This window comes from Rhodanobacter sp. IGA1.0, assembly GCF_040208325.1.
In the GTDB taxonomy this organism is placed as follows: Bacteria; Pseudomonadota; Gammaproteobacteria; order Xanthomonadales; family Rhodanobacteraceae; genus Rhodanobacter; species Rhodanobacter spathiphylli.
The window spans coordinates 2,918,552-2,940,904 of sequence record NZ_CP157948.1; the positions used below are offsets into that span (position 1 = coordinate 2,918,552).

The following is a 22,353-nucleotide window of genomic DNA, read 5'->3' on the forward strand; positions in this document are numbered from 1 at the left end:
ACGGGGTTGACGCCCCCGGATCACCGTCGCAAAGGAACCCCATGCCACCGAAAGACGCCGGTCACGCCCCGCGCCGCACCGTGTTCGCCACCCTCCTGCTGCTGCTCGGCGGCGGCCTGCTCAGTGGCTGCCAGGCGGCGCTGTTCCGCAGCCTCAATGCCACGACGGGCAGGCACGACGTGGTGGTTCAGCGCGACGTGATCTACGCTCCCGCTCACCGGCTGGCGCTGGACATCTATCGCCCGCGCGACAGCCGCCACGCGCCGGTGGTCGTGTTCTTCTACGGTGGCAGCTGGAAGTCGGGCAAGCGTGCATGGTATCGCTGGGCCGGCGAAGCGCTGGCCAGCAAGGGCATGGTGGTGGTGATTCCCGATTACCGCCTGTGGCCCGCGGTGCGCCTGGATGGCTTCATGCAGGACGCAGCGCACGCCGTGGCCTGGGCGCACGCGCACGCCGGCGAATACGGTGGCGACCCCGCCTCGCTGTTCCTGATGGGCCACTCCGCAGGTGCCCACATCGGTGCGCTGCTGGCCACCGATACGCAGTGGCTGTCCGGCGTCGGCATGCAGCCGCGGCAACTGGATGGCTTCATCGGCCTGGCCGGCCCGTACGACTTCCTGCCGCTGGAGAATCCGGACTTCATCGACATGTTCGGCACCACCCACGTCGCGCAATTGCGCTCCCAGCCGGTGCACCAGGTCGACGGTGACGAGCCGCCGATGCTGCTGTTGCAGGGCGGCGACGACAAGGTGGTGTGGCCGCACAATGCGACCTCGCTTGCCGCAGCCATGCAGCGCCACGATGAGCCGGCCGAGGTGAAGCTGTATCCGGGCATCGGCCACGCCGCGATCCTGCTGTCGCTGTCCCGTCCGTTCCGCGGGAAGTCGAGCGCACTGGAAGACAGCGTTCGCTTCATCCGGCAACAGGCAAAGGCCTCGGCGGCCCGCGCAGCCACGTCGCCCTGAGCGAGCGCAGCACGCGACGATGGCGAAGGTGCACGCCGGGACGCGTCGATGCGCCACAATCGAAAACGCAGCGAGGCGGCGTCAACGCCACGCATGACCTCTCCATCCCAGCGGAACGCCTCGATGAGCACCAGCCAGCTGTTCGACCTCTCCGGCAAGATCGCCCTCGTCACGGGTGCCAGCCGCGGTATCGGCGCCGAGATTGCCCGACTGTTCGCCGCCCAGGGCGCGCACGTGATCGTCTCCAGTCGCAAGCAGGTCGACTGCCAGCGCGTGGTCGACGAAATCGTCGCCGCGGGTGGCTCGGCCGAGGCGCTGGCCTGTCATATCGGCGAAATGGAACAGATCACTGCGCTGTTCGCGCATCTCGAAGCCAGCCATGGCCGGCTCGACGTGCTGGTCAACAACGCCGCCACCAACCCCCACTTCGGGCCGATCACCGAGACCGACCCCGCCATCTTCCAGAAGACCGTGGACGTGAACATCCGCGGCTATTTCTACATGTCCAGCCATGGCGCGAAGCTGATGGCAAGGCATGGCAGCGGCTCGATCATCAACGTGGCCTCGGTCAACGGCGTGGTGCCGGGCTTCCAGCAAGGCATCTACTCGATCACCAAGGCCGCGGTGATCTCGATGACCAGGGCGTTCGCGGCGGAATGCGCCGAATCCGGCGTGCGCTGCAACGCCCTGCTGCCCGGGCTCACCGACACGAAGTTCGCCTCGGTGCTGGTCAACACCCCGGCTATCCTCAAGCAGGCGCTGGCCCACGTGCCGATGCGCCGGGTGGCGCAACCGTCCGAAATGGCCGGCGCGGCACTCTACCTGGCTTCGGCCGCCGCCTCCTACACCACCGGCGCGGCGATCAACGTCGATGGCGGCTATCTTTCGGTCTGACACCTGCCTGGAGGCAAACCATGTCCCTGATCAATCGCCAGCTGCGCCTGAAAACCCGCCCCGAAGGCCTGGTCTCGCGCGACGACTTCGAGCTGGTCGAGCAAGCCGTACCCGAACTCGAAGACGGCGAGGTACTGGTGCGCGTGCTGTACCTCTCGATGGACCCGACCAACCGTGTGTGGATGCGCGACATTCCCCAATACCTGCCGCCGGTGGCCATCGGTGAAGTGATGCGCGCGCTCGGCCTGGGGCGCGTGGTCGCTTCGCGCTCCGCGCACTACGCCGAAGGCGACCTGGTTCAGGGCGTCACCGGCTGGCAGGACTATCTCGTGCTGCACGAAGACGCCAGGGGCTACGTGCGCCTGCCCGCCGATCCCGGCATCCCGCTGCCCACCCTGCTGGGCGCAGCCGGCATGAGCGGCGTCACCGCCTACTACGGCCTCACCGACATCGCCCCCGTGCAGGCCGGCGAAACCCTGGTCGTCTCCGCCGCCGCCGGCTCGGTCGGCTCCATCGCCGGCCAGATCGGCAGGATCATGGGCGCCCGCGTGGTCGGCATCGCCGGCGGCGCCGACAAATGCCGCCACCTCGTCGACCACCTCGGCTTCGATGCCGCCGTCGACTACAAGTCCGCCGACTTCAAGCAGCAGCTCAAGGCCGTCACGCCCGACGGCGTCCACGTGAACTTCGAAAACGTGGGCGGCGAGGTGATGCGCGCGGTGCTGTCGCGGATGGTGATCGGCGGCCGCGTGGCGCTGTGCGGCATGATCTCGGGCTACAACAGCGCCGAACGCCCCGGCGACGACTTCAGCCCCGTCATCATGAAACGCCTCAGCGTGCGCGGCTTCCTGGTGCTGGACTACACCAGGACCAGAGAAGCGGTGGGTGCGATCACCGGATGGATTCGCGAGGGCAAGTTGAAGACCGAAGAGACCGTGGCCGAAGGCCTGGAGAATGCACCCGTGGTGCTCAACCGCCTGTTCGACGGGAGCCATCGGGGGAAGCTGGTGTTGCGGGTGGATGGGCAGGCGTGAGGTGCGGCTGTTTCGTGATGCTCATCATCGAAGCGGATGGCGGCCGGCGGGCTTCGACATGCCCACCCACAGCCACGCCCCATGACCCATTCCAAGAGCCACGTGCCACGCGGGCATGACGTTGATCAGGAATAGCCTTGCCCCGTCGTTCAGCCTCTCCTCGATGGGCGCATGCCGTTCGGCAAGGTGATCGTGGCTATCGCCAACAAACACGCCAGGCAGATCCTGGCGATGCTGGCGCACGAGGTGGACTCCGATCCGCACGCCTGCCTCCGCCATCCCATGCACCAGAAACACCACGCGACCAACGCCGTGTAGCCACAGGGTTTCGTTCCAACGTCAGTGCGAAGTGGTAGACAACAATTCAGGCCGGCCCAGAGAGAACCTGACTAACCAGATGGACGTCCAAACGGTGTAACGGCTGATCCCCGCACACCGGACAGTCCGATCAACGAAAGAGGTCTTTGGGTGCGGTTTATACCGAGGTCCGAGTCAGCGAAACCGACTCAACAAGACCGGTTATGACCGAAGGAAATCCCCTTGCGGGACCGAAATGCAGCCTGATACTCGTTGAATCCGCGCAGCACTGATACGCAGTACGCACATGCAGAACAATGCCCTCACCAGCAGTGGCCCGAAAGCTCGGGGCAAAAGCCTCATGCGGTTGGGGTTGACGGGAAGTCTCTTACGGAATTGTTAGGACTCAGCTGGCTCATACCGGAGCAACTCGGACCCAGCAAAGTAGTTGCCATAGTACTCGCTGGCCCGCGACCCGGGATGAGCAGCAAAGTCGATGTAGGGGGCACTGCAACAGGGACAGCGGAATGGATTTAGGTAAGCAAAGCGTGAGCCGTCTGGCGCCTCTGGCAGACGTGCCTCAAGTGCGGCTAGCCCAGCAGGCTCCGGCTCAGCGAGGGCTGCCGGCGCTCCCGCCACATACGAAGACACGGTGAGGGTGTACTTGCCAGACCCCGAATAGAAGTAGCCAGAATTGCTAAAGCCGGCGTGATACGACCTTATAAGAAAGCTACGGTGACAGCAGTCACACTCGCACGAGAGAAGAATGTTGCCGGGAGTAACCCTGCCATTAAAGTGCAAGCCGCGTGCGAAAAGACCCTTACCCCTAAGCTCCGAATTTGTAACGTTGCCGCCAGGCAGAAAGAAGGGCTGAAAGCGGACTCCAAGAGCCTCACCCCGGCTGAAAGCGTCTGCGTCGAACTGCGGCGAGCTAGTGACGACGCAGTCTGACTGGCACGCCAGGTTTCTGTGCACACGTACAGAAAAGTGGGCCCAGCCTTGAGCTCCGCCAAGTGAGTGTCTGTGCTCGGTGCCATCGGCTGCGAGGAATAGAACCTCGGAATCAGGTCGAACAGCCGCAGCTGGCGCCAGCTCGCAAGGCAGGCTGTCACTTGTGACTGTGCAAAGTGGAGCGCCATCCACGAAGACCTTCAGGAGAGCGGGAGGCTCTTTCTTAAAGAAGCTGAGAAGCGTCATCTGAGTCCTAACGCTGGAATTGAGCGGCGGCGAAGCCGTCCGCCTTGAACGAGTAAAAAGAGACTTCCTCCCCTTTCGGCCTCGAGGGCCATGATGGAGTTGCGACACTACCGTCAGCAGAAGAGGAAGTCTCCATGAGCACTATAACCATCGGCGTGGATTTGGCGAAAGTCCTGTTTTCGGCGTGTGAGGTGGATGGCATTGGACATGTGTTGAAGCGGCAGGACCTGCGGCGCGGGCCGTTTGCCCTGTGGCTGGCACAGCTGCCAGCCGGCACGGTGGTGGCGATGGAGGCCTGCAGCGGCGCACACCACTGGGCGCGGCGCTGCCTGGAGTACGGCCTGCAGCCTCGGATCATGGCCGCGCAATTTGTCACGCCGTACCGCAAGAGCGCGCGCAGCAAGAACGATCACAACGACGCCGAAGCGATCGCCACGGCAGCGCGCCAAGGCAACATGCGCTTCGTCCCGGTGAAGTCGATCGACCAGCAGGTGCGGCTGTCCTGGCATCGGGTACGCGAGGGTTACAAGGTCGAGTCGCTGGCCGTCGGCAACCGGGTACGCGGCCTGCTCGCCGAGTTCGGCGTGATCGTGGCGCAGGGCGACGTGGCGCTGCGTCGGCTGCTGGCTGACCTGGATGCGCAGGCCGGGTTGCCGGGGGAGTTCAAGGAACTGCTGCGTGATCTTGCGGACCACTGGAAACAGTTGCGCCTGCGCCTCGACGCGTGCACGGCACGCATCGAGGCACACGCGCTGGCGGATGAACGGTGTGTCCGCGTGAGTGCGGTCATCGGCATCGGTGCGCTCACCGCCGATGCGGTGGTGGCCACGGTCGGCAACGCCCGCGAGTTCAAACAGGGTCGCCAGATGTCGGCGTGGATCGGGTTGGTGCCCACGCAGCATTCCAGCGGCGGGCATACGCAACTGGGTGAAATCAGCTGCCGCGGCGATGCGTACCTGCGCACGCTACTGATCCAGGGCGCCCGCAGTAGTCTGCAGCGAGCCAAGGCGGTGGCCACCGAGAAGGCCACGCCCGAACAGCTGTGGATACGCACCCTCGATGGCCGCATGCCTTTCGGCAAGGTGATCGTGGCCATTGCCAACAAACATGCCCGGCAGATCTGGGCGATGCTGGCACACGACGTGGACTACGACCCACACGCGTGCCTCAATCATCCGATGCATCAACACACGCAGGCGGCCCACACCGCCTAGAGAAACGTTTCGTTTCAACGTCAGCGCGATACGGTAAACAACAGGTCAGACCACCCCGGAGAGAACCTGACTAACCAGATGGACGTCCAAACGGTGTCTCGGCTGATCCCCGAGCTCCGGACAGTCCGATGAACGAAAGAGGTCTTCGGGTGCGGTTTATACAAAGGTCCGAGTCAGCGACATCGACTCAACAAGACCGTCTAGGGAAATGCAGTCTGACAATCGTTGAACCCGTGAAGCATTGACACGCACGACGCAATACCGAAGACAACATGATGACCAGCAGTGGCCCGAAAGCTCAGGGCAAAAGCACTATGCGCCGGGAGTTGACGGAAAGTCTCCTAGGGAGTGGTTAGGTGGCACCAACGTGCAGTAACCACAAGCGAAGTTACTTAGGATACGCGCGACTCATGATGTCTTTGAATGACAGCCCATCAAGCTCTTTGCGGCACGATGTGATGTTGGTTTGACCGCCAAGGGTCTTGGTTAGGAAAAGCTGCCCAGGAACTGGTTTGGAGGTGGCGCAGCCAAATGGGGTTAGCACGATAGCCTCTGCCAAGCTCAGGCGCATGCGGTCTTGCGGTGAAATGGATTCGACGAGCCGAGCATGACTACGATCGAACGCAGCGTCGGAACTGCCGTCGATAGTTGGTACGGAATTGCAGGCGGAGATGCCCAGCAAAAGCAGAAGCGCAGTAGAGAATTGTGTGAATTTGCTGAGCAATCTCACGTGCCACCTAACGCTTAGTAGACCCCATATCGAGGCATATGCAATGGATGTTCAGCTTTCGAAGGAAACGCGTCAAGCGAGCAGATTGTCCGGTTTGGCGAGGGCTTGAGGGATGACGTGAGCGGCTCGGACGACTGGGGTGACTTTGCATATCTCACAAATCGAGGTGCTATGTCTTATCTCCCACGATGGATGGTGATAACAGCTGCACGTTCGCGGTGTGCGCAAGCCGCCTTATGAGCGAGGCTCGGCGATCTTTCGCGCTCGAACGACACCACTCAGCTGACGAAAGCCATGTGCCACGTGGAAACGTCGGTTCATTTTGGTCCGCAGGGAAAGGCCGCCCGGCTGCCGCAGGCAGACGAAAGCTCTTGCTTCAAAATTCGAAAATACGAGTCCCGATGAAATCCGCCTTCACAACGCGAACCCTCATCCTCAATGACTCGCGCCAGCCGCCCTCTTGCCTGAAAACATGACGCAGACCCCCACGAAGACCAGCAGCACTGCCGACGCGGAATAACGACTCAAGGCGAGCCCGCCGGACGCCAGCGGCTTGTCCAGGAAGTCGCCGAGGACAGCCCCCAACGGCCGCGTCAGCACGAAAGCGGCCCAGAACAGCAGCGTGGAGGAGACCCGGGTCCAGAAGTGCGCGCCGGCGATCACAGCCAGCATGCCGCCGAAGATGAGCGCCGCGCCCAGGTAACCCAGGCCGGCGGTGTCCGCCGTCCAGTCGCCGAGCGCGGTGCCCAGCGTCTGCGAGAACATGATGGTGGTCCAGTAGAACATCTCGGATCGGGGCGTGCTCACCGATTCGACCGACACCGTGCCCGTCGTGCGGTGCCACACCGCCAGCGAGGCGAGCAGCAGCACCAGCAGCAGCGTGCTGCCGCCCGCGTAGCCGATGCCCAGGGAGCGGGTCACGAAATCCGCCAGGGTGGTGCCCACCGTGGTGGTGGCGATGATCGCCGCCCAGTACACCCAGGGACGGAAGCGCGTGGCGGCGATCTGCACGCCCACCGCCACGAAGAACACCGCGGCGAAGATGGCGGTCGCCACGAGGTAGCCCAGGTTCATCGACATCGACACCGCGTCGCCACCGGTTTCGCCCAGCGTGGTGACGGCGATCTTGATGATCCAGAACAGCAGGGTGACTTCCGGTACCTTGCCGGGTGTCTGGCCGTGGACAGCGTTCATCGGGGCGCCTGCCATGGAAAGTGGTGAAGCCTATACCCATTTGTTGGCGACGCCATTTCAATTTTGCCCGGCTGGCGCGTCTAGGCCTGCAATCGACAACCGCGGCGAGCGCAAGCGCGCCATGAGTAACCTGATGGACGGTCCGCACAGTTTCATGGAACACCTCTCGCGCCACGACGACCTGCAGTTCGACCCTGCGCCCGCCCATGGCGAGGTGGTGGCGGCGCTGTATCGCGAGCATCACGCTGCGCTGGTGGCCCTGCTGCAGTGCCGGCTGAATTCGCGCAGCGACGCGCAGGAGATCGCGCAGGAGGTCTACGTGAAGTTGCTGACCATGAAGGACCTGGGCCACCTGGAAACGCCGCGGGCGTTCCTGTTCCGCATGGCGATCAACCAGTCGGTGGACTACCTGCGCAAGCGCGTGGTGCGCGCCAACCTCTCGCCCCCGCCCGTCAGCGAGGATCTGCACGCCGCGCCGCTGCCCGAGCAGCACCTGTGGGCCGGCCAGCAATGGAAGAAGGTGCAGGCCGCCCTGCGCGAGTTGCCGGCCAAATGTAGCCAGGCGTTCGTGCTGCACGTGCTGGAAGGCCGCGAGTTTTCCGCGATCGCCACCGAGATGAAGCTCAGCGAACGGATGGTTCGCTACCACGTCAGCCGGGCCATGGCGCACTGCCGTGAACGCTGTTTTGCAATGGAGACGCCGTAATGGCCACCAATACCGGATTCGACGAGGAAACCACGCGCACGGCGGCGCTGTGGTGGACCCAGTTGCGCGATCCCGAACCGTCCCCGGACCTGCTTGAGCGCTGGGGTGCATGGATGGCGGCTGATCCCAGCAACGCCCAGACCTTCGCCCAGCTCAACGCGCTGGGCGTACTGGCTGCCGACGCCTCGCCCAGCCAGCGCCAGCAGCTGATCGACGAGTTCGCGCCGCGCGCCACGAAGCGGCCGTATCGTCCGCTGGCGGCCGCCGCGGCGGTGGTCGGCGTGGCGCTGCTGGGCGGCTGGTGGATGCTGCGCGGCGGGCCGGATCACTCCCCGCTGCCGCAGCAATACGCCAGCGCGGTGGCCGAGGATCGGGCCATCCAGTTGCCCGATGGCACCGCCATCGAACTCGGTGCGGCCTCCAGCCTGACCACCCGCTATGCGCAGAACCGGCGCGACATCGACCTGCGCGCCGGCGAGGCGTTCTTCACCGTCACGCATGACCGCGAGCGTCCGTTCGTGGTGACGGCCGGCCCCCTGCACATCGAGGATCTCGGCACCGCATTCAACGTGCGGCGTACCGGCCAGCGGATCAGCGTGACGGTGACCGAAGGACGGGTGCGGCTGTCACCGGCGAACGGTGCCGGGGACGATACGAACCTCCCATCCGGCCGGCTGGATCTGGTGGCGGGCCAGCGCGCCGAGTACGACCCGGTCAGTGGCGCGCTCAGCGTCAGCACGATCGCGCCGGAACACGCGGCGACGTGGCGCCGGCACCGGCTGGAGTTCGTCGACGAACCGCTGTCGACCGTGCTGGCCGACGTCAATCGCTACAGCCGCCAGCCGGTGCAGCTGGCCGACCCGCGCCTGGGCGAGCTGAGGTTCACCGGCACCGTCAACACGACTAACATTGGCCGTTGGGTCGATGCCTTGCCGCATGTTTTTCCCGTGCAGGTGAGCGCGTTTGCCGATCACGTGGTGCTTTCGGGCACCGGAAAGCACTGAGAGGTTGTGCGTTTTACAACCTCTCAGGTCGGCCAAGGACGGCCGAGCATGAAGCAGTCACGCAAGTGACTGTTTCATGTGAGCGAGTCCGGACATGCGCCGGACTCGCGATAGAAGAAAACCACAGGAAGTGGTTTTCTTCACAGGCTCTGAGAGCCGGGAGCGTGGGTGGTGGGAATGTTCGAGGCGAAGGCCCGGCCCGATTTCCACCGGCCACGCTCCCGACCATGGTTCGCACGCACGGTGGGCAGGATGGCGGAACGTAAATGGCGTCGCGGCGACGGGCGCAGGTGTTGCCGATGACGTCCGCGAAGCGGATGCAGCGTGCGTTCGGCGTTGGCCTGGCATGGATCGCGGCGACCGGTTTCGCCGGCGTTGCCGTCGCCTCGGGCGCACCGACACTGAAGGCCGAGCGCACCAGCTTCTCGATACCCTCGCAGCCGCTGGCCGATGCGCTGATGGCGCTGGGACGCCAGGCCGACGTGCAGATACTCGCCTCCAGCAAGGCGATCGCGGGGCGACGCAGCACCGGCACCTCCGGCAGGTTGAAGGTGGAAGCGGCGCTGGACCACCTGCTTCAGGGCACCGGCCTGGACTACGAGGTGATCGGCAGCCGCACGGTGGTGGTGCACCAGCGCGAGTTCACCCCGGCGACCTCGTACGAAAGTCCGCTGCGCGGCACCAAGCCGAATGTGCCGATCGTCTCGGTGCTGGATACCGTGCGGGTCTCCGGCCTGGTGCTGGGCGACTGGGGATTCCTGGCCGACGGCACGCGGGGCGCCACCCGCACCGACGCGGAGCTGGCCGACCTGCCGCAGTCGGTGAGCATCGTGACGCGCGACCTGATGGATTCCCGCCAGGCGTTCGAGGTGGCCGACGTGGTGCGCCACGTGGCGGGCGTGGACTATGTGGATGGCTTCGGCGGCCCGCCGCTGTTCCGCATCCGCGGGTTCACCACCGGCAACGGCCTCACCGACGGCATGCCCAACGGCGTGGCGCGCATCGAGGATCTGCCGCCGCTGATCGGCATCGAGCGGGTCGAGGTGTTGAAGGGCCCGGAGACGATCCTCGGCGAGTCGTCGGTGGACAACAATTTCGGCGGCTCGGTGAACATCGTGATGAAGCGGCCGCAGGCCGAACCGGTGCGCGAGCTGACGTTCTCCACCGGCCAGGGCGACGGCAGCCGCCTGGGCGTGGACCTGGCCGGTCCGCTCGACGAGCGGGGCCGGCTCACCTATCGCTGGGTCGCCGCCGGCAATCGCGCCGAACGCACGGCGCAGGGTTATCGGGGCCAGCGCAGCGCCTACTTCGCGCCCTCCATCGGCTGGCAGGACGACACCACGCGATGGCTGTTCGGCCTGGAATACGTCGACAACCGCGTGCCGGTTGCGGACCACACGGTGTTGCTCGGGCAGTCGCTGGCCAGCGCGTCGCCGTTCGACCGCTTGCTGGGCAACCCCGACGACCATGCGCGGTTCCGCACGCGCCGTGCGTTCTACATGGTCGAGCAGGCGCTGGGCGACGACTGGAGCCTGCGCAGCCGCGGACAGTACGTGAGCCAGCGCAGCAGCGGCCAGGCCTGGGCGTTCTCCGACACCCAGCATTTCGGCCTGAGCGAGGCGCAGGCCAGCAGCTACCGCTACTCCGACGCGTTTTCCACCTTGCAGAACGAACTGGCGGCAAGTTTCGAACAGGGCCTGCTGGTGCACGACGTGCTGCTGGGCGTGGACTATGCCCGCACCCACACGGGCAACGGCAACCAGCCCAGCACGCTGGTCACCGGCGCAGCGGTCAACGCCGACCTGCAGGCGGACGAGTTCCTGCCGTTCGCGTCGGCGAAGAACACCGTCGCCGTCCAGACCCGTCCGCTGGGCGGATCGTGGTCGAGCCAGCTCGGGCTGTTCGCGCAGGACCAGCTGTCGATCGGCGAGTCATGGCATGTGCTGGCCACGGTGCGCCACGCCACCTACGAGCTGACCGGTGCGGCAATGCCCGCGCTGCGCCAGTCGAGATGGATACCGCGTTTGGGCGTGGTCTATCAGCCGCGCCCCGGCGTGTCGCTTTACGCGTCCAGCAACACCGGTTTCCAGGCCGATGCCCTGCTGGGCGAGGACGGTCGCCCGCTGCCGCCATCGGTGTCGCACCAGCTCGAGCTGGGCAGCAAGGTCGGCCTGTTCGACCAGCGCGCCAGGCTGACGCTGGCCTGGTACCGCATCCGGCTGGACCACAGCATCAGCCAGGTAGCGCCGGAGGCGCCGCATTTTGCCGTGCCGGGTCCAGGCCAGACCAACACCGGCGTGGAAATCGAATTCGACGGCCGGGTCCTGCCGGGGCTGGACGTCTCGGCCAGCTATGCCGGCGCGCGCATCCGCAACCACGACGGCAGTGCTCCGTACGGCGCGCCGCGGCACCAATGGAACACCTGGGCCAGCTACCGTTTCCAGCGCCCTGCCCTGCAATCCTGGGGCGTGGCCGGCGGCGTGTTCGGGCGCAGCAGCACCAGTGGACGCACCGAGGACGGCGGCTATTTCCGCATGCCGGGCCAGCTCAGCGCGGAGGCGAACCTGAGCTGGTATGCCGATCCCTGGACGCTGACCCTGGGCGTGAAGAATCTTTTCGGGGGCACCTTGTACGCGATCAACGCCGAGTCGTCCTTCGTGCCGGTGCGCCAGGGCCGGCTGGTCCTGTTCAACGGAACCTTCCACTTCTAGCTTCCGCCGCGCGCGCGTCACGGACCGGCAGCCAGCAGGCTGGCGGCAACGGCGGGGTGTTTCTCGCCGCCGCGAAATCGCTGGGCCGGCGTCGGCGCGCCTTCGCGCGGGACCGCGGTTTCCGCAGCGGCAGGCTGCGCTCCGGTCGATCGCCGCAACGCGGCCGCGAAGACCTCGGCAGCCTTCCGGCGGAAGGCTTCGCTGCGCTGCTGCCTTTCGCGGCGACTGCGCGGGCCTTCGGCGCACGGCGCGGGAATCAGCGACAACGGCAGCGCATGACAGCCCGCGCCGGCGCTCACGCCGCCCTGTGCCTCCCAGAACGCATCGCCGCTGGCGGCAGCTTCCACGTCCGCACCGTCGGCATCCGCACCCGACTGGCCGACGCAGGCTGCCGCCGTGACGGCGCGAATCCGCTTCAGCCCGTGCAGCGCCGCCAGCTCCCGCACCAGCGACATCAGCAGGTCCTTCGGATGCAGGCCGTGGCTGCCCCGGATGAATTCCCGCGTCGCCTCGAACGGCGCATGCGGTCCCGCGCCCCGCAACGCCCCGATGGTGATGCTGTCGCGTCGGTCGAAGGTCAGGATGCACGAGGCCAGCACGTCCTTGTCGTCGCTGAGCAGCAGCAGGCTCAGCTCGCCTGCGTCGGCACGCGAAGGCTTGCGCAGATGCAAATGCACGTCGGCCGCATCCTCCAGCCGCAGCGTGGTCAGGCGCGCGCCGCCGCCCAGCACGAGGCGTTCGGCCAGCCATGCGGGAAACCGGCGCATCACGAAATCGTAGTGCGCGTTGACGATGCGACGGCGTGCGGCGGCGCTGAAGTGCGTCGAGATGTAGGGCCGGTGCCAGCGCTCGTACAGCCGCGGATCGGCCTGGGCCGCCCGCCACATCGCCTCGCGCGCATGCAGCGAGTGCAGCCATCGGGTCTGGCCGACGCACAGCCGCAACCAGCTGGTCATGTGCAGTGCGAGCTGCCAGCGCCCGTCACCGGAGGCCTGGCGCAGCGACCAGCGACTGCGCACGGCCTCCATCCACAAGCGGGTCGTCCTGCTGATTTGTTCGATGCGCATCGGTCCGCCTCGTCATGCCGAGTTGACCTGTGAGACGCGCGAGCCAGCGGTTTTTGAAATGCCTGCGTTCAGCCGTCCGTGGCTGCGGCCGGCGAACCCGTCAGTCCGAAATCGCCAGCACGCACTCGTCCGCGCCGTAGCTGCGGCAACACACCGGAAAGATCGACAGGCTTCCCGGCGCGATGACCGGTCCCAGCAAGCCTTCCAGGAATCCGCTGAAGAAGCTGCAGCCGGAATGGCCCTGGTTCGTGCACAGCGGGCTGTCGAGGATATGCAGTTGAGCGCCCTGCTGCTCCACTTCCACCAGCGCACGCAAGGCCGGCGTGCCGATGCGCTCGAGTGCATCGGCCAGGCCCAGGCCGCCATCCAGCGCGTATTCCCGCGCGAACACCCATGCACCGGCGCGCTGACCGGCCAGCGCCAGCGAGGATTCGCGTGCACCCTCGGGCACCGCACCGCTCAACGCCAGCAGCCTGGGCATGAGTTTCGGGTAGTCGTACTCGATGGACTGCAGCGCCTTGTCGACCGCGCCCTCGTCCGCGTCCAGCGCCACCACGTCGACGAAGGGGTTCGCCTCCACCGAGGCGGCAGGCGGTGGCGCCGGCGCGCGTGTGGTGGGCAGGATGAATTCGAAGTCCGGTTCCGGCGGCGCAGGCGGCGCTGCCGGAACGGTCTGCACGGCTTCGGCCTGCACGGCGTCGGTCTTCGCGGGCCGGGCCAGGATCGGCGCCACCGCGAAGGGTTCGTCCGTCAGCACATCTCTCGATGGCGATGCGGCAGGCGAAGCGACGCGAGCCGGTGCAGGCGCCGCCACCTTCGCGACAGGCGTGACCGGCTCGGGTGCCGGCGGCGGCAGATAGGTCGCCCGCTTCACCGTGGCGCCGAAATGCGGCTGCTCCTCGCCTTCCACGAACGGCGTGATCCGGAAACTGACGAAGCGGTCGTAACCTTCCAGCGCCGCTTCCAGTTCGCGCTTCTTGCGCGGCGAGCCGCGCACCACCATCGTCAACAGGGTTCCATGGGGGTCCTGCACCAGACGCTGGCGCTGCAAGGTGAAACCGCTGGCAAGAATGAAACGGCCAACTTCGATGAGCAGACCTTCGCGACTCTGCGAAAGCCCCTGGATTTCCAGCTCGATCATCAAGCCCCCTGTAGGCGATGCCGATGGAGATGTGGGATGAAGGACGGCGCCGGCCCCGAACAGGACCCGGGCGCACATCGGTGCAACGTGGCAATTTTATCGCTGTCCCGCCGCCCGGGGTGTGAACGGATACGGCGGATGGGGCATGTGTTGCGGGCACGCGTGGCGGATGGCGGTGCAAGCACGTATGGTCGCTGCTTCCCCAGCGAAGGTTTGCCATGGCCACGCCGAAACCGTTCCAGCATGCTGCCTTTCTGCGCGACCTGGAGCAATTCGTCGCCGGTGGAAGCTGCCCTGCCTCCTGTTCGCCCGAACTTGCCGCGATCCTGCGGACCCCGGGCGTCGATGCCCGGCCCTCACCGGCGGCGAGCCAGCTGGTTCGCCTGCTGCATGCACGCAAGGCCGTGCTGAAGGCAGCGTTCGACACCGGGCAGGTCGCCGACGAATTGCGTCGCCACCAGAAGTTCGCCAGACCCGGACAGCCGTCGCCGCATATCGTGCAACTGCGCCAGCAACAAGCCGCTGCACGACAGGCTTCCAGCCAGTCGCGACAACTGCTGATCCAGTCCGCCGCCGCCTTCGTGCGCGAGGCCGGCATCGTGCCGCCCGCGCGACTGGCCCTCGAGGCGTTCATCGACGGCTGGATGGAAGCCGGCTTGCCGCAGGACCCGAGCACGCCCGGATAAAAAAGCGCCGCCGGCACGATGCCGTGCCGGCGGCGGATGCCTCGTTGCCGCTTAGCGCAGGATGCTGGCCGGGTCCTGCTTCGCCGTCAGCGCACTGCACAGCTGGATCGACTCGCCGGTCTGCGCCAGGCCACGACCGATGCCGGCCGCGTCCTTCTCGCGGGTCTTGAAGAACGCCTGCAGGCGATCGTACTCGGCGGTGGAGCAGCCGCCACCGGCGGCCAGCGACGGCAGGCGGCCACCGGAGAAGCTGCCGGTGCGATCGAGGATCTGCTGGTAGTGAGCGGTGAACCAGTTCCACATCGCGTCACGCTGGGCCTGCGTATCGCGACCACCGCGCAGCAGCATGCCCATCTCGCCGACCTTGACCGGCTTGGTCAGCGCGAAGTTGCGCACCTGCTCGGCCAGTGCCGGATCTTCCACACTGGCCAGGCCGCCGAGGATGCCGTTGCGCAGCGCCGGGTCGCTGGTCTTCGGCAACTCGGCGATCAGTGCATCGACCGCGCTCTTGCCGTGTTCCTGCACCGCCACGCCCAGCGCATCGCCAAGCAGGTCGGGATCGGCCGCGGCCAGGTTCAGGTGGCCATCCGCCGTCGGCTTCAACGCCGCATCACCCTGCTTGAGCAGGGCCGCACGTACTTCGGGCAGCTTGAAGTCGAACGCCAGCGAACTGGCCAGGCTGCTGCGCATCAGCGAGTCGTCTTCCGGCTCGCCCGTCTTGCGCTGGTAGCCGAGCTGCTCCAGTCGCGGCAGGTAGGCGGCCTTTGCCCATGCGGCCAGGCGGGCGCGCTGGGCATCGGTGGTGGCGATGCGATGGTAGAGACCGCCGGCCGTGTCCAGTGGCACGGTGGCCACTTCGCGGATCTTCGAACCGGTCAGCGGCTGCATGGCGGCCAGCACCTGGCCGGCATCCAGATCGCCACGACGGAAGCTGGCGTTGATCGCGTCGGCGTAGGCCAGCTGCTCGGCGTCGCTGAGCTTGCCGACCTGCTTGATCAGGCGCTCGAGCCCGTCCTTGTCGAGGCTGAAGCGGTAGTAGCCGCTGGCGTCCGCGTTCGGCATCACCCAGGTCGGCTTGCTGGCGCCGGGCAGCTCCATCGAACCGGTGGCCTGGTCGAGCATGTCGCAGGCGACCTTGCTGGACGGTGCTCCATCTTTGCCGTGGGCGTCGGTGCCGTAGCGCACGCACACCGGCACGCCCCAGATGCGCCTGGCGTCGCCGCTGCTGCCCAGCGGCAGGTAGCGGCTCTGGCTCAGCTGCAGCACGGTCTTGCCGTCCTTCTGCTCCAGCTTCGTGGCCACGTAGGGCACGCCGGACTGGTCGAGGAAGCTCTTGAACGCATGCTTGAACGCCTCGCCCTTGTCGGCCGCGGTGGCGATCGCCGAGACCAGGTCATCGGCGGTGGCGTTGCCGTACTTCTGGCTCTGGATGTAGGCGCGCATGCCCTTCTGGTAGGTCTTCTCGCCCACGTAGTTCTCGAACATGGCGATGACGCTGGCACCCTTCTGGTAGGTGATGCCGTCGAACGCGGTCATGATGTCGCCGTTGCCGGAGATCGGCTGGCGGATGCTGCGGGCGCTGGTCAGGCTGTCGTTGCTCATCGCGCCCTGCGCGCCGCGCACGCGGTCGAGGTCGGCGCGGTATTCCGGATGCACCTGCATGGTGACCTTCTGCTGCATCCAGGTCGCGAACGCCTCGTTGAGCCAGATGTCGTTCCACCACGCGGTGGTCACCGTGTCGCCGGTCCACTGGTGCGCCAGCTCATGCGCGTTGACGTTGAACGAGCCCTGCACGTTGCGGGCCGGGGAATCCTTGTCCAGCAGCAGCAGCCAGTCGCGGAACGTCACCAGGCCCGGGTTCTCCATCGCGCCGGCTTCGAAATCCGGTGCCGCCAGCAGGTCGAGCTTGCCGAACGGATAGCCGAAGCCGTAGTAGTTCTCCAGTGCATGGATGATGCTCGGCGTCTCGCCCAGCACGTGTTCCATGCGATGGCCTTCACCCTTGGCGGCGATGCCGCGCAGCTTCAGCGGCTCGCTGCGGTAGGCGTCGGGCGAGATGTCCGGGCCGTCCACGATGTCCCACGGACCGACCGCGAACGCGACCAGGTAGGTCGGCAGCGGCAGCGTCTGGGCGAAGGTCACGGTCTTCCAGCCCTTGCCGGCCGGCTGCTCCTTCACCTGCCTGGTATTGGCCACCACGTTCTCGTGGTCAGGCACGGTGATGCTGATGTCGAACGGGGTCTTGAAGCCGGGCTCGTCGAAACCGGGGAAGGCGAAACGCGCGCTGATCGGCTCCATCTGCGTCATCGCATACGGCTGGCCCTTGGCGGTGACCTTGTACAGGCCCTGCAGCTGCTGGTTGAGCGGCGCGCTGTACTCGAACTTCACGGTGAGGTCCTGCGGCTTCAGCGTGCTGCCGAAATCCACCCGCACCACGCCCGTCTTCGGGTCGACGTTGACGTACTTGCCCGCGTGCGTCCTGCCGGCGGCGTCGGTGATCGTCACCTTCGACACCTTCAGCTCGGCGCCATCCAGCCACAGGTGGTCGGAGGCCTGGGTCAGCTTGACCTTGATCGTGGTGGTGCCGGAAAAGTCCTGCTGCGCCGGATCGACCTTGAACGCCAGCTGGTACGACTGCGGCACCGCCCAGCCCGGCAGGCGACCCTGCGGCGCCTGGTCGGCGGTGGCGGCAAACGCGGCGCCGCAACAGGTGGCGAGTGCGGTAAGCAGGAGCGGGCGGACGAGACGGCGCATGTTGGTTTCCCTGGGTTGTGGAGAATCCCCAAGCTAGAGCCGGCATGACCTTCGACCCAGTGCCAGAAGGCATGGCCGGGCACGGGCCAAAAAAAACCGGCGATGAAGAGGACTTCATGGCCGGTTGGGGAAGCCCGCGCGCCTGCGGGGGAGAGGGAGGGACTCCGACGCGCGGGTTGTCACGGGATCAATGGCGCACAGCTTAGCGACCTCGCTTGCATTGCTCCAATTGATTGTTACCATCTCGCTCATAGCTTCTGGCTATTGTCGTACCGGGATGAGCGATGAATCTGCGCGACCTTCAATACCTGGTGGCCCTGGCCGAGCACCGTCATTTCGGGCGCGCCGCGAATGCCTGCTTCGTCAGCCAGCCCACCCTGTCCACCCAGATCAGGAAGCTGGAGGACGAACTGGGCGTGCCGCTGGTCGAGCGCACGCCGCGCAAGGTGCTGCTGACCGAGGTCGGCCGCGACATTGCGATGCGCGCGCGCAACGTGCTCAACGAGATCGAGCAGATCCGCGGCGTGGCCCGGCGCACACTGGACCCTGAATCCGGCACGGTGCGGCTGGGCATCTTCCCCACGCTGGGACCGTACCTGCTGCCGCATGTGCTGCCGCTGGTGCGCAAGGCGTTTCCGCGACTGGAACTGCTGCTGGTCGAGGAGAAGACCGAGACCGTGCTGCGCCTGTTGCACGAGGGCAAACTCGACGCCGGCATCCTCGCCCTGCCGCTGCACGAGGACAGCCTGCATCAGGAATTCCTGTTCGAGGAGCCGTTCCTGCTGGCGGTGTCCGAGGCGCATCCGCTGGCGCACAAGCAGGGCCAGCTGAAGCTGGCCGACCTCACCCACCAGAACCTGCTGCTGCTGGAGGACGGCCACTGCCTGCGCGACCAGGCGCTGGAGGTCTGCCACCTGGCCGGCGCGGGCGAACATTCCGGCTTCCGCGCCACCAGCCTGGAAACGCTGCGCCAGATGGTGGCGGCCAACGTGGGCATCACCTTGCTGCCGGTGACCGCGGTGAAGCCGCCGGTGGCGCCGCTGGAAAACCTGCACCTGATCGAGTTCAGGGGAACGCCGCCAAGCCGGCGCATCGCGATGGTCTGGCGCAAGAGCTCGGCGATGGACGCCTTCCTGAAGCGCCTCGCCGACGTGCTGCGCGACCTGCCCGCCGACCTGCTGGACGCACACACCGTGGCGACGCCGCCGGCGGCGAAAGCCTCCGCCGGCTGACCCGAACGCGCCGGACGCGAGATGGCATCCATCATCCACCTGCAAGCGGCCCGGCCGACCACGGATACTCCCTGACGATGCGCAAACTGCTGATCGCCGCTGCGGTGCTGCTGGTCCTGCTGTTCGTGCTGTCGCACCGGCAGCACGCGGCAGTGGAAACCGGGCCGGGCGTGCTGGCTCCCGACGCACCGCAGCAGGTCGACCTCGACCACGGCGCACAGCTGCAACGCGACGGCGTCAACCTGCAGACGCGCGCCCACTTCGACATCACCGCGCGGGTGCTGTCGCGCAAGGACTATTCGGGCTCCCGCGATGGCGACCTGGTGCCGCTGGATCTGGCGTTGGGCTGGGGCCGCATGTCCGACAGCACCGTGCTGGCCGGCATCGACATCAGCCAGTCCGGGCGCTTCTACTACTGGCACGTGAAGGACTTCCCGATACCGCGCCGCGAGATCGAAACCTCCAGCGCCAACATGCACATGATCCCGGCCGACGAGGACGTGAAGCGCCAGCTGGAGTTGGTCCGGCCGGGCCAGGTGGTGCACATCGAGGGCTTCCTGGTCGATGCCACCCGGGCGGACGGCTGGCACTGGAACACCTCGATGACCCGCGACGACACCGGTGGCGGCGCCTGCGAATTGATCTACGTCGAAGGCGTGACCATCACTCAGAGCCTGTGAAGAAAGCCACTTCCTGTGGTTTTCTTCCATCGCGAGTCCGGCGCATGTCCGGACTCGCTCACATGAAACAGTCACTTGCGTGACCGCTTCATGCTCGGCCGTCCTTGGCCGACCTGAGAGGTTGAAAAAATCACAACCTCTCAGTAGTGCAGCAGGCCGTGCAGCGGCTCGCCGCCGGTCCAGCGCTCGCGCCCGCGCAGCGCGTCCAGTTCGATCACCACGCTGGCGCCGACCAGCTCGGCGTCCAGTTGCCCGACCAGCACCCGCGCCGCAGCCAGCGTGCCGCCGGTGGCCAGCACGTCGTCGACCAGCAGCACGCGCTCGCCCGGGCGGATGGCGTTGTGCTGGACTTCCAGCCGATCCGTGCCGTATTCCAGCTGATAGTCCATCGCGATCACCGGCGGCGGCAGCTTGCCGGGCTTGCGCAAGGGCACGAAGCCCGCGCCCAGCTTGTGCGCCAGCGCTGCGCCGAAGATGAAGCCGCGCGCCTCGATCCCGCACACCGCCTGCACGCCGTGGCCGAGCCACGGCTCGGCCAGCGCATCGATGCAGCGGGCGAAGCCTGCGGCGTCGGCCAGCAGCGGCGTCACGTCGCGGAACACCACGCCGGCGCGCGGAAAGTCGGGCACGGCGCGAATCAGCGCGGCGAGTTCATGCATGTCGTTTCCCCGGGAATCCACGTCGTGAAGCGCCGCTCAGCACGGCAGCGGCAGCGGCTCGCCAGGCAGTTCGTCGTTGCGGATCGCTTCGCGCGCTTCGCTCAGCTGCAACTCGACCCCGGCCACGATGGCCTGGCCGTCGGCCAGCGCGGCCTCGGGCACCATCACCGCGATGTAGTCCATCGCCGGCAATTGGCCCACCGCGCCGGTCAGGTACTCGCCGGCGATGAACGCGGGGATGCCGCCGCCTTCCAGCGCATCCTTGACCAGATGGGCATCGAACAGGTTCTCGGCGCGATACACGATGTGCATGGGCGCACGCTAACCCGCACGGCAGCGCGGGGCAAGCCGGTCGCCCTGCCCCGATCACGGTGACAGGGTAAACTTGCACGTTTCCACCACCGTCCGTGAGCCACAGCCCGATGTCGACCGATCAGCCCGCCGCCGCACCCGCCCAGCCGCCGGCCGCGGCACCCCAGGATTTCATCCGGCAGATCGTGCGCGACGACCTCGCTTCGGGCAAGCACTCGGCGATCCACACCCGCTTTCCGCCGGAGCCGAACGGCTACCTGCACATCGGTCACGCCAAGGCGATCTGCCTCAGCTTCGGCATCGCGAAGGAATTCGGCGGCTGGTGCAACCTGCGCCTGGACGACACCAACCCGGGCAAGGAAGACCCCGAATTCGTCGAGGGCATCAAGGACGACGTGCGCTGGCTCGGCTTCGAATGGCACGAGCTGCGCCACGCCTCGGACTACTTCGAGGTGTTCTACCGGGCGGCGTGCAAACTGATCACCGACGGCGTGGCCTATGTCGACGACCTCGACGCCGAGCAGATGCGCGCGTACCGCGGCACGCTGACCGAGCCGGGCCGCCATTCGCCGTATCGCGAGCGCTCGGTGGAAGAGAACCTCGACCTGTTCGCGCGCATGCGCGCGGGTGAATTCGCCGACGGCAGCAAGACCCTGCGCGCGAAGATCGACATGGCCTCGGGCAACATCAACATGCGCGACCCGGCGATCTACCGGGTGCGCAAGATCGCCCACCAGAACACCGGCGACGCGTGGCCGATCTACCCGATGTACGACTACGCGCACTGCCTGTCCGACGCGCTGGAAGGCATCACCCACTCGCTGTGCACGCTGGAGTTCGAGGACCACCGCCCGCTGTACGACTGGTTCGTCGACAAGGTCGACCTGCCGAACCATCCGCAGCTGTGGCAGCCGCTGCTCGCCGCGGGGATGCCCACGCAGCCGGCCAAGCCGCGCCAGATCGAGTTCTCCCGACTCAACCTCAGCTACTGCATCACCAGCAAGCGCAAGCTGGCCCAGCTGGTCAGCGACGGCTTCGTCGACGGCTGGGACGACCCGCGGATGAACACCTTGCGCGGACTGCGCCGCCGCGGCTTCACCCCGGCCGGACTGCGCCTGCTGATCGAGCGGCTGGGCGTGAGCAAGCAGAACAGCGTGATCGACTACGCCGTGCTCGAAGGCTGCATCCGCGAGGACCTGGACGCCACCGCGGCGCGACGCATGGCAGTGCTCGACCCGCTGAAGCTGGTGCTGACCAACCTGCCCGAAGGCCACGAGGAAACGCTGGGCTTCGCCAACCATCCGAAGGACGAGAGCTTCGGCACCCGCGAGGTGCCGTTCTCCCGCGAGGTGTGGATCGAGCGCGACGATTTCGCCGAGGTGCCGCCGAAGGGTTTCCATCGCCTGAAGCCCGACGGCGAAGTGCGCCTGCGCGGCGTGGGCATCGTGAAATGCACCGACATCGTCAAGGACGCCGACGGCAACGTCACCGAGCTGCACGGCTCGCTGGACCCGGAAACCCGCCACGGCCTGCCCGGCGCCGACCGCAAGGTGAAGGGCACCATCCACTGGGTCAGCGCGAAGCACGCGGTGGCCACCGAGGTGCGCCTGTACGACCGCCAGTTCAGCGTGCCCGCGCCCGACAACGAGGAAGACGGCAAGACCTGGCTGGATCACATCAACCCCGACGCCAAGCGCGTGGTGCAGGCGTGGCTGGAACCGGCCGCGGCCCGTGTCGAACCCGAACAGCGCTTCCAGTTCGAGCGCCTGGGCTACTTCGTGGCCGACCGCGTCGACCATCGCGCCGAGGCTCCGGTGTTCAATCGCACGGTGACCTTGCGCGACGTCTGGGCCAGGGCCGCTGGCCAGTAAACGGA

The 22,353-nt window shown here is 66.6% G+C and carries 18 protein-coding genes; 12 read left to right on the plus strand and 6 right to left on the minus strand.

The window, feature by feature from the left end; genetic code table 11:
* The first annotated feature begins 41 nt into the window (after positions 1-41).
* From ABNK63_RS13230 to ABNK63_RS13250, 5 genes are all read left to right on the plus strand, one after another.
* On the plus strand, positions 42-965 hold the full coding sequence (locus ABNK63_RS13230) for an alpha/beta hydrolase (protein ID WP_350015887.1): 924 nt from the start codon (positions 42-44) through the stop codon (positions 963-965).
* A gap of 123 nt (positions 966-1,088) precedes the next feature.
* Positions 1,089-1,859, plus strand: a complete 771-nt coding sequence (locus ABNK63_RS13235; RefSeq protein ID WP_350015888.1) for an SDR family oxidoreductase — start codon at positions 1,089-1,091, stop codon at positions 1,857-1,859.
* A 20-nt stretch (positions 1,860-1,879) separates the two neighbouring features.
* Positions 1,880-2,893: an NADP-dependent oxidoreductase gene (locus ABNK63_RS13240; RefSeq protein ID WP_350015889.1), complete on the plus strand. Its 1,014-nt coding sequence runs from the start codon at positions 1,880-1,882 to the stop codon at positions 2,891-2,893.
* Between the two features lie 171 nt (positions 2,894-3,064).
* A complete protein-coding gene (locus tag ABNK63_RS13245) occupies positions 3,065-3,211 on the plus strand; it encodes a hypothetical protein (RefSeq protein WP_350015890.1) in 147 nt (48 codons plus the stop codon).
* 1,310 nt (positions 3,212-4,521) lie between these two features.
* Entirely contained in the window at positions 4,522-5,601 is a 1,080-nt protein-coding gene (locus ABNK63_RS13250; RefSeq protein ID WP_350015891.1) for an IS110 family transposase, read from the plus strand.
* 1,165 nt (positions 5,602-6,766) lie between these two features.
* On the opposite strand, the gene ABNK63_RS13255 is transcribed toward ABNK63_RS13250, so the two are convergent.
* Complete coding sequence (locus ABNK63_RS13255; protein ID WP_350015892.1) at positions 6,767-7,525, minus strand: hypothetical protein; 759 nt, start codon at positions 7,523-7,525, stop codon at positions 6,767-6,769.
* 121 nt (positions 7,526-7,646) lie between these two features.
* On the opposite strand from ABNK63_RS13255, the gene ABNK63_RS13260 reads away from it, so the two are divergent.
* The 3 genes from ABNK63_RS13260 to ABNK63_RS13270 all read left to right on the plus strand — a co-directional run bounded on the left by ABNK63_RS13260 (position 7,647) and on the right by ABNK63_RS13270 (position 11,946).
* The gene (locus ABNK63_RS13260; protein WP_350015893.1) at positions 7,647-8,231 is read left to right on the plus strand and encodes an RNA polymerase sigma factor; all 585 of its coding nucleotides are present in this window, start codon (positions 7,647-7,649) and stop codon (positions 8,229-8,231) included.
* Positions 8,231-9,235 (plus strand): FecR domain-containing protein, encoded by a 1,005-nt coding sequence (locus tag ABNK63_RS13265; RefSeq protein ID WP_350015894.1) that lies wholly within the window; start codon positions 8,231-8,233, stop codon positions 9,233-9,235. Before ABNK63_RS13260 ends, ABNK63_RS13265 begins: the two co-directional genes overlap by 1 nt.
* 299 nt (positions 9,236-9,534) lie before the next feature.
* Positions 9,535-11,946 (plus strand): TonB-dependent receptor, encoded by a 2,412-nt coding sequence (locus tag ABNK63_RS13270; protein ID WP_350015895.1) that lies wholly within the window; start codon positions 9,535-9,537, stop codon positions 11,944-11,946.
* A gap of 17 nt (positions 11,947-11,963) precedes the next feature.
* Here the strand turns inward: ABNK63_RS13270 and ABNK63_RS13275 are convergent, their stop codons facing one another.
* Positions 11,964-13,013, minus strand: a complete 1,050-nt coding sequence (locus ABNK63_RS13275) for a DUF535 family protein (protein WP_350015896.1) — start codon at positions 13,011-13,013, stop codon at positions 11,964-11,966.
* A 100-nt stretch (positions 13,014-13,113) separates the two neighbouring features.
* A complete protein-coding gene (locus ABNK63_RS13280) occupies positions 13,114-14,154 on the minus strand; it encodes a hypothetical protein (RefSeq protein WP_350015897.1) in 1,041 nt (346 codons plus the stop codon).
* A 218-nt stretch (positions 14,155-14,372) separates the two neighbouring features.
* Here ABNK63_RS13280 and ABNK63_RS13285 point away from each other — a divergent pair, with 218 nt between their 5' ends.
* Positions 14,373-14,840: a hypothetical protein gene (locus tag ABNK63_RS13285; protein ID WP_350015898.1), complete on the plus strand. Its 468-nt coding sequence runs from the start codon at positions 14,373-14,375 to the stop codon at positions 14,838-14,840.
* A gap of 51 nt (positions 14,841-14,891) precedes the next feature.
* Here the strand turns inward: ABNK63_RS13285 and ABNK63_RS13290 are convergent, their stop codons facing one another.
* Entirely contained in the window at positions 14,892-17,594 is a 2,703-nt protein-coding gene (locus ABNK63_RS13290) for a M1 family metallopeptidase (protein ID WP_350015899.1), read from the minus strand.
* A gap of 284 nt (positions 17,595-17,878) precedes the next feature.
* Here ABNK63_RS13290 and ABNK63_RS13295 point away from each other — a divergent pair, with 284 nt between their 5' ends.
* Both ABNK63_RS13295 and ABNK63_RS13300 read left to right on the plus strand, forming a co-directional pair.
* On the plus strand, positions 17,879-18,826 hold the full coding sequence (locus tag ABNK63_RS13295; RefSeq protein ID WP_007808438.1) for a LysR substrate-binding domain-containing protein: 948 nt from the start codon (positions 17,879-17,881) through the stop codon (positions 18,824-18,826).
* Between the two features lie 77 nt (positions 18,827-18,903).
* Entirely contained in the window at positions 18,904-19,506 is a 603-nt protein-coding gene (locus ABNK63_RS13300; protein WP_007808437.1) for a hypothetical protein, read from the plus strand.
* Positions 19,507-19,646: 140 nt separating this feature from the next.
* On the opposite strand, the gene ABNK63_RS13305 is transcribed toward ABNK63_RS13300, so the two are convergent.
* Positions 19,647-20,165, minus strand: a complete 519-nt coding sequence (locus ABNK63_RS13305; protein WP_350015900.1) for an adenine phosphoribosyltransferase — start codon at positions 20,163-20,165, stop codon at positions 19,647-19,649.
* Between the two features lie 36 nt (positions 20,166-20,201).
* Positions 20,202-20,477 (minus strand): DUF2007 domain-containing protein, encoded by a 276-nt coding sequence (locus tag ABNK63_RS13310; protein WP_007808433.1) that lies wholly within the window; start codon positions 20,475-20,477, stop codon positions 20,202-20,204.
* A gap of 110 nt (positions 20,478-20,587) precedes the next feature.
* Between ABNK63_RS13310 and ABNK63_RS13315 the strand changes: the two genes are divergently transcribed.
* Complete coding sequence (locus ABNK63_RS13315; RefSeq protein ID WP_007808431.1) at positions 20,588-22,348, plus strand: glutamine--tRNA ligase/YqeY domain fusion protein; 1,761 nt, start codon at positions 20,588-20,590, stop codon at positions 22,346-22,348.
* Positions 22,349-22,353: the final 5 nt, after the last annotated feature.